This is a genomic window from Mesorhizobium sp. M7A.F.Ca.CA.004.12.1.1, from assembly GCF_003997835.1.
GTDB lineage: Bacteria > Pseudomonadota > Alphaproteobacteria > Rhizobiales > Rhizobiaceae > Mesorhizobium.
The window spans coordinates 1-6,054 of sequence record NZ_RZRK01000359.1 but is presented as its reverse complement, the minus strand read 5'-3'; the positions used below and the strand labels follow the sequence as shown (position 1 = coordinate 6,054).

Sequence of the window (6,054 nt, the reverse complement as noted above, 5' to 3'; positions counted from 1 at the left end):
GGACAGGGAGGTTCCCGTGTCGGCGGCGGTCAGGTTGGCTGTAACATTGACGAATCCATCGGGCCGCGACAGGGCGCCATAGCTCACCGAATTGACGGCGAGTTCATGCATCGCAAGGCCGATATGCAGGGCAGCGTTGGGATTGAGATAGGGGTTGGCCCCCTGAAACCTCAGGCTGCGAACCGGATCGCCGCCGTAGCGGCCCACTTGGCCCGATACGAGTTCGCGAAGTGCGGCGCCCCGCCAGTTGGAAGAGGTCACGAGATCCTGGGACGAAGCCAGCGATTGCAGCCGGCCGCGAAAACGTGTCAGGAAATCGCCGATGCTGTCGGAGTAGCGACCGGTCTGGGTGGCTATGCTCTGGATGATCGCCAGCAGGTTTTTCGAGCGATGGCTCACCTCCCGCAACAGCGTCGTCAGGGTCTGCTCACGGCGCTTCTGCTCGGTCGTCTCGACCATCGTGGTGACGACGCCTTGCACCGTGCCGCCGTCGCCGTGGTCGGCATCGATCCAGACCTCAAACCAGCGGCTGCCATCCTCGACGGGAACGCTGATCTCGAGACGTTGGGGGTTGCCGGATGCAATGACGTCGCGCTTGGCCGCGCCGATGCGGTCGGCCTGCGCCTCCGGCAAAATACCGATGCTGTCGGCGGTGTCCGAAACCCAGGGCGCACGCATGTTGCGCGCCCATACGGTTTTCATCTCGCGATCCTGGTAGAGAACGGAAATGCCGGCATTGTGCAACGCGTGAAGAAGGGCGCGGCCGAGCTGCATGCCGCTTTCGGCAGGATGGAGGGCGATGACTTCATCGCTTTGCACGTCGTCCTTCCTGTTTCCGGTCCTGGAACCCATCGGCCAAACTGTCCACCCAATTCAGGCTGAACGGCTCACCGGTGAATGGGTTCCAAAGAGGTTTCCCGAACCCGCCGCCAAAAACGGTCCGCCGGACGGCGTCCTTTGAAGGACACCGCCCGGCGGTGGCTGGAAACCGTTTGAGGGGTGCGGCTTCCAGTGTTCGGCCGTCCGTCTTTACGAAGCCCTTTTGAACAGGCCCGCAAGAAGCGAAATGACCAGGAAAGCGAGGAAGATGAAAAACAATATCTGCGCTATGCCGGCAGATGTACCGGCGATGCCGCCGAAACCAAGCGCGCCGGCGATGATCGCAACGACGAGAAATACGAGCGCCCAGTAAAGCATGATGCATCTCCTTCGAATGATGCGATAAAAACGTGGGTGGTTGCGGTTTGTTCCCACCCTTTGCCGAAAAAGACCGAGCTTGCAATTCGTTCGGCAGCCGGACGCGCAGGAAATTCGCCCTCACCGCCCGATGCGTGGATCAGGCGGCCCGAAGTGAAGAATTGAAGAATTGAGTTGATGAATTGACGATTTTGATGATCTGGAGAAATCGGCGAGCGAGGCTATCGCCTTCAATCCTCAATTCCTCCACTCCTCAATTCGCGACTATGCGGCTGCTTTCGCCTGCCGGTCAAAAAACAGTGCCTGGCTGATCAGCGCCTTGACCATGTCGGGATTGAACGGCTTGGTGACCAGGAAGGCTGGTTCCGGTCGTTCACCAGTCAACAGGCGCTCGGGGAAGGCGGTGATGAAGATGACCGGCACCGACGTCGATGACAGGATCTCGTTCACGGCCTCGATGCCGGAACTGCCGTCGGCAAGCTGGATGTCGGCCAGCACCATCTTCGGCCGTGTCTTGCCGAACATCATCACGGCCTCGGCATGGGTGCGCGCCGTTCCAACGACCCGGTGCCCGAGGCTCTCGACCATTTCTTCGATATCCATGGCGATCAGCGGTTCATCCTCGATGATCAGAACGTCGGTTGCCACCTGGCGGGATATCTCGTTGCTCGCCTGGGCAAGCAGCTCTGAAAACTCCTGGTCGCCGACGTCGAGGATCTCAGCCGCTTCGTCCTCGCTGAAGCCTTCGACAGCCACGAGGAGGAAGGCCTGACGGGGCCGCGGCGCGATCGCATTCAGATTGGCGGCGGTGCGCTGTTCCCACGCCGATTGCGCCTGCTCCTGTGGAACGCGGATGGCGACCGATGTGAACAGCTTGGCGAAAACCTTGTACAGCGCGATGCGGTCGCTCGATGCTTCGGGAAATATCTCGATATCGGCGATGATGGCCTCGAGCATCGCGGCTACCAGCGCATCACCACTCTCTTGCGACCCGGAAACAGCCCGCGAGAAGCGGCGCAGGAAGGGCAGATGTGGTGCGATGGTGGCGGATAAGCTCATGGTAAGACGTCTCCCTCAGAATGACGTGAATGCGTAGCAGGTCAAGCTGACTGCAAGCCCTGACGATAACGCGGATTTTTAGAAAAAGTTCCGCCTCGACGGAACAAATACCGGGGAGGGGCGTTTGGGGTCGGGATGGGCAACCAGACGAGGGCGCCGCTTGCGTTGTGTTGAGTATGATAAGAGCGGTTTGAGCGCTGGGAATACAAGGGCAAAATGAAGGATATGACGAAAGATATTCTGGCTGGCGCCGAGAGCAGGCGCCGGAACGGTTCTGGTGATGCTCTTGGGCCGAACTCCGAAATCGGACGCAAACTCAAACAATATTACGACGCGCTGGTCTCCGACGATGTGCCGGATCGCTTTTCCCAGTTGCTTAGCCAGCTGGAACGGGCTGAACCCGCACAGAAGAAGGACTGAGGCATGGCCGCGGTCTCACAAGGCTTCAAGACCGATCTGCTTGGGGCAATCCCAAGTCTGCGCGCGTTCGCCGTGTCGCTGACGCAAAATGCCGACAAAGCCGACGACCTCGTCCAGGAAACGCTCGTCAAGGCCTGGGACAAGCATGAGAGCTTCCAGCCCGGCACCAATCTCAAGGCCTGGCTTTTCACCATCCTGCGCAACGAGTTCTATTCGCAGATGCGCAAGCGCGGGCGCGAAGTGCAGGACAGCGACGGTATCATGACGGCCAGGCTTGCCGTTCATCCGGCCCAGCACGGCCAGCTCGACCTGAAGGATTTTCGCGGCGCCCTGGAGCAATTGCCGGAGGACCAACGCGAAGCCATCATCCTCATCGGCGCATCTGGTTTCTCCTACGAGGAGGCCGCCGAGATCTGCGGTTGCGCGGTGGGAACGATCAAGAGCCGCGTCAGCCGAGCCCGTACGCGCTTGCAGGAGATCCTGAAAATATCAGGCGAGGACGAGTATGGTCCGGACGCAATTTCGGCCCAGGTAACGAGCTCGCCGGCGAGCTGACCGCGATCGTGTCTCAAGCGCGTCCGCAGGCCGCGGCGACCGCTTGCACGAGGTCTTCACCCGAATAGGGTTTGCCAACCAGCCTGACGCCCGGAAACGATGCCTTGATTTCATCGACATCCGAATAGCCCGACGCAAACACGAAAGGTATGCCTGCCGCGCGCAGCCCGGAGGCGAAATCGATGGTTGAGGCGCCGCCCAGCATCAAGTCGACAATGGCTGCATCGAATCGCGTGGCGACCTCGCGGCCATCGACCTCGGTCAGGTCACGGGCGATCACCACCTCATCGGCGCCATGGTCGCGGCAAAGCTGCTCGACGTCCATGGCGATCAGAAATTCGTCCTCCAGGACCAGAATCCGCAATCCGTCGAGCAATGTGGGCACAGGCAAAGACTCCTTGAAACGCCGGAGTCATGATCGCTAATTCGCTTGCTGTCATTTAAAAAAGACATGTGGCAAGCGGGCGGAACCTCAATCCTTGCAACGCGTTGAAACGCGCTCTCCAAGAGCGGCTTTCGAAGGGGGGTCGAAATGTCGGTTCAGAACAATAGCGCTTTCTCCAGCCGCCAATATCCTTGCGAGAACTGCCCATTGCGGCCGTTGCCGATTTTTCGCGATTTCGAAAAACAGGAACTGGCCTTCATCAGCAAATTCAAGAAGGGCGAACTCGCAGTCGAAAAGGGTGGCACGGTGCTGGTGGAGGGAAGCCATAGCGCCCATCTCTACACCGTGCTCTCCGGCTGGGCGTTTCGCTACAAGCTGTTGCTGGACGGCCGCCGCCAGATTCTCAACTATCTCATGCCCGGTGATCTGATTGGCCTGCAAGGCAGTGTGATGGGCGAGATGCAGCATTCCGTGGAGGCACTGTCGCCGATGCTGCTGTGTGTTTTCGAGCGCGAATATCTGCATGAGCTGTACCGCAATCATCCCGGGCTGGCCTATGACATCACCTGGATCGCATCGCGTGAAGAGCGGATGCTGGACGAGAATCTGCTCAGCCTTGGGCGCCGCAGTGCGATCGAGCGCGCTGCCTATCTCATCGCCTTCATCGGCAGCCGCGCCAAGGTTGTCGGACTGAATGGCAACCAATCCGTCCAGATACCGATCACGCAACAGCACATCGCCGATACGCTTGGCCTGTCGCTGGTTCACACCAACAAGACGATCCGCAAGCTGATGGATCGCAAGCTGATCGTCTGGCGCGACGGCGGCTGCGTGGTTTCCGACAATGAAGGGCTCAAGCGGCTCGCCGGCTGGGAAGGGCTGGGTGAAGCGCGCCGGCCATTAATCTAAGGAAGCGTGTTTTGCCGGAGCCGGCGGACCGGGTGCGCGCCGATGCGTTTTCGGCTACTTTGTCCCCAATGCCGGAACCTTGAGACGCGCAGCGCGTTTGAAACCAAGCAATCACAAGGAGTTAAGCCATGGCCACTGCCGCAGGAAAGACCGCAAACGACGCCCGTGCAAATGCGGACCTGGAAGCCGACATCAGGCAGTTGAAGGCCGACATCGACAAGCTCACCAAACAACTGGCCAAGACCGGCGAGCATGGCTATGGCACCGCGCGCCGCGCAGCCACGGAAGGGGTCGAACAGTTGCGTGCGCAGGGCGAAGCAGCCTTTGACAGCCTGCGCAGCAATGCCAAGGACATCGAAGCGCAGATGATGGCAAGCGTGCGTGAAAAGCCGGTGACGTCACTGGCGATCGCCGCCGGCGTAGGCTTCCTTTTCGCGCTCATCGCGCGTCGCTAGTCGCGCTCCAGATGGGAATGTTGGCAACCCTGATCTCGGGCCTCGCCTCGGGGGAAACCGTGGCCGCCATACACCGGGCGCGCACGGCGGCAATCGTCTATGTGATCGCCATGGCCGCCGCACTTTGCGGTCTCGTTTTTCTTGTCGGGGCCGCCTATATCTGGACGGCGATGCGCTATGGGCCGCTTGCCGCGGCACTGGGGTTTGGCGTCGGTTTCCTGGTGCTTGCCGGACTTATCCTGCTGATCTACCGGATCTCCGCAGGCTCACGCGCCCGGCGCCGGGCGCAGCGCCGCAATGCCGACATGAAGGCGATCGGCATCACCGCCGCACTCGCCGTGCTGCCGAGTCTGCTCAAGGGAAAAGGCGGTCTCGGCGTCATTCTGGGGCCGGCCGTGGCGCTCGCGGCCTACGCCATCTACCGCGAGAATGTGAAATCCGACGATCTGGATGAGAGCGAACGGATATAGAGCTGTTGGGAGAGGTCACTTTGACAACTCTTCCAGCGGCATCGATATTTCGGCAAACACGCCTTCCGGCCGGAATTCATGGGTCACTTCGCTGGAAATGACCTTGGCTAGGCTGCGGCGAATGAGGATCGAGCCGAAGCCGTGCCGATCCGGCGGAGCGACTTGCGGGCCGCCGCTTTCGCGCCAGGTCAGCACAAGACGCCGGGCATCCCTCCTGCCTTGCATCCTCCAGCCGAGATCGACCCTGCCTGACGGCACCGACAGCGAGCCATATTTCAGCGCGTTGCTGGCCAGTTCATGCAGGATCAGGCCAAGCCCGACGGCCTGGTCGGGCGACAGCAGCAGGTCGTCGCCGGAGATCGTCATGCGCGGCTGCTCGGCCGTTTCGAAAGGTTTGACCTCGATCTGAACGAGTTCACTGATGCCAATGCCGCGCCACTCGCGGTCCGACAACAGATTGTGGGCGATGCCCAAGGCCTGAAGCCTGGCGCCGAACGCCTCGAGGAACTCGCTTGGCTGGCGGGCATGGCGCACGGTCTGCGTTGCCAGCGCCTGGACGGTCGCCAAAGTGTTCTTGACGCGATGGTTGAGCTCACGCAGCAGC

10 protein-coding genes are annotated in these 6,054 nt (G+C 60.7%); 5 read left to right on the top strand and 5 right to left on the bottom strand.

Translation table 11 applies throughout. The features are described 5' to 3' along the window. The 3 genes from EN984_RS19270 to EN984_RS19260 form a co-directional block, all read right to left on the bottom strand. A partial coding sequence (locus tag EN984_RS19270; RefSeq protein ID WP_164765529.1) for a sensor histidine kinase occupies positions 1 to 852 on the bottom strand: 852 nt, incomplete at its 3' end. 177 nt (positions 853 to 1,029) lie between these two features. After that, positions 1,030 to 1,197 (bottom strand): DUF1328 domain-containing protein, encoded by a 168-nt coding sequence (locus EN984_RS19265; RefSeq protein ID WP_013529282.1) that lies wholly within the window; start codon positions 1,195 to 1,197, stop codon positions 1,030 to 1,032. 264 nt (positions 1,198 to 1,461) lie between these two features. Beyond that, a complete protein-coding gene (locus EN984_RS19260; RefSeq protein WP_023810997.1) occupies positions 1,462 to 2,256 on the bottom strand; it encodes a response regulator in 795 nt (264 codons plus the stop codon). 216 nt (positions 2,257 to 2,472) lie between these two features. Between EN984_RS19260 and EN984_RS19255 the strand changes: the two genes are divergently transcribed. Together EN984_RS19255 and EN984_RS19250 are read left to right on the top strand one after the other, a co-directional pair. Further along, positions 2,473 to 2,676, top strand: coding sequence for a NepR family anti-sigma factor (locus tag EN984_RS19255; protein ID WP_127269630.1), 204 nt, complete (start codon positions 2,473 to 2,475; stop codon positions 2,674 to 2,676). A 3-nt stretch (positions 2,677 to 2,679) separates the two neighbouring features. Continuing rightward, positions 2,680 to 3,231, top strand: coding sequence for an RNA polymerase sigma factor (locus tag EN984_RS19250; RefSeq protein WP_013529285.1), 552 nt, complete (start codon positions 2,680 to 2,682; stop codon positions 3,229 to 3,231). 13 nt (positions 3,232 to 3,244) lie between these two features. Here EN984_RS19250 and EN984_RS19245 read toward each other — a convergent pair whose 3' ends face one another. Beyond that, positions 3,245 to 3,616, bottom strand: a complete 372-nt coding sequence (locus EN984_RS19245; protein ID WP_127269631.1) for a response regulator — start codon at positions 3,614 to 3,616, stop codon at positions 3,245 to 3,247. Positions 3,617 to 3,763: 147 nt separating this feature from the next. Between EN984_RS19245 and EN984_RS19240 the strand changes: the two genes are divergently transcribed. From EN984_RS19240 to EN984_RS19230, 3 genes are all read left to right on the top strand, one after another. Further along, complete coding sequence (locus EN984_RS19240; protein WP_127269632.1) at positions 3,764 to 4,525, top strand: Crp/Fnr family transcriptional regulator; 762 nt, start codon at positions 3,764 to 3,766, stop codon at positions 4,523 to 4,525. A 128-nt stretch (positions 4,526 to 4,653) separates the two neighbouring features. Next, positions 4,654 to 4,980 carry a DUF883 family protein gene (locus tag EN984_RS19235; protein ID WP_023811001.1) on the top strand — a complete coding sequence of 109 codons (327 nt, stop codon included), beginning with the start codon at positions 4,654 to 4,656 and terminating at the stop codon, positions 4,978 to 4,980. Between the two features lie 11 nt (positions 4,981 to 4,991). After that, positions 4,992 to 5,450 (top strand): hypothetical protein, encoded by a 459-nt coding sequence (locus EN984_RS19230; RefSeq protein ID WP_127269173.1) that lies wholly within the window; start codon positions 4,992 to 4,994, stop codon positions 5,448 to 5,450. Between the two features lie 15 nt (positions 5,451 to 5,465). On the opposite strand, the gene EN984_RS19225 is transcribed toward EN984_RS19230, so the two are convergent. Further along, on the bottom strand, positions 5,466 to 6,054 hold a 589-nt coding region (locus EN984_RS19225; RefSeq protein ID WP_164765528.1), incomplete at its 5' end, for a sensor histidine kinase.

Bases quoted from the DNA above. Each gene is read 5' to 3' on its own strand.
- EN984_RS19265 (WP_013529282.1), bottom strand. From the start codon at position 1,197: ATGCTTTACTGGGCGCTCGTATTTCTCGTCGTTGCGATCATCGCCGGC.
- EN984_RS19260 (WP_023810997.1), bottom strand. From the start codon at position 2,256: ATGAGCTTATCCGCCACCATCGCACCACATCTGCCCTTCCTGCGCCGC.
- EN984_RS19255 (WP_127269630.1), top strand. From the start codon at position 2,473: ATGAAGGATATGACGAAAGATATTCTGGCTGGCGCCGAGAGCAGGCGC.
- EN984_RS19250 (WP_013529285.1), top strand. From the start codon at position 2,680: ATGGCCGCGGTCTCACAAGGCTTCAAGACCGATCTGCTTGGGGCAATC.
- EN984_RS19240 (WP_127269632.1), top strand. From the start codon at position 3,764: ATGTCGGTTCAGAACAATAGCGCTTTCTCCAGCCGCCAATATCCTTGC.
- EN984_RS19235 (WP_023811001.1), top strand. From the start codon at position 4,654: ATGGCCACTGCCGCAGGAAAGACCGCAAACGACGCCCGTGCAAATGCG.
- EN984_RS19230 (WP_127269173.1), top strand. From the start codon at position 4,992: ATGGGAATGTTGGCAACCCTGATCTCGGGCCTCGCCTCGGGGGAAACC.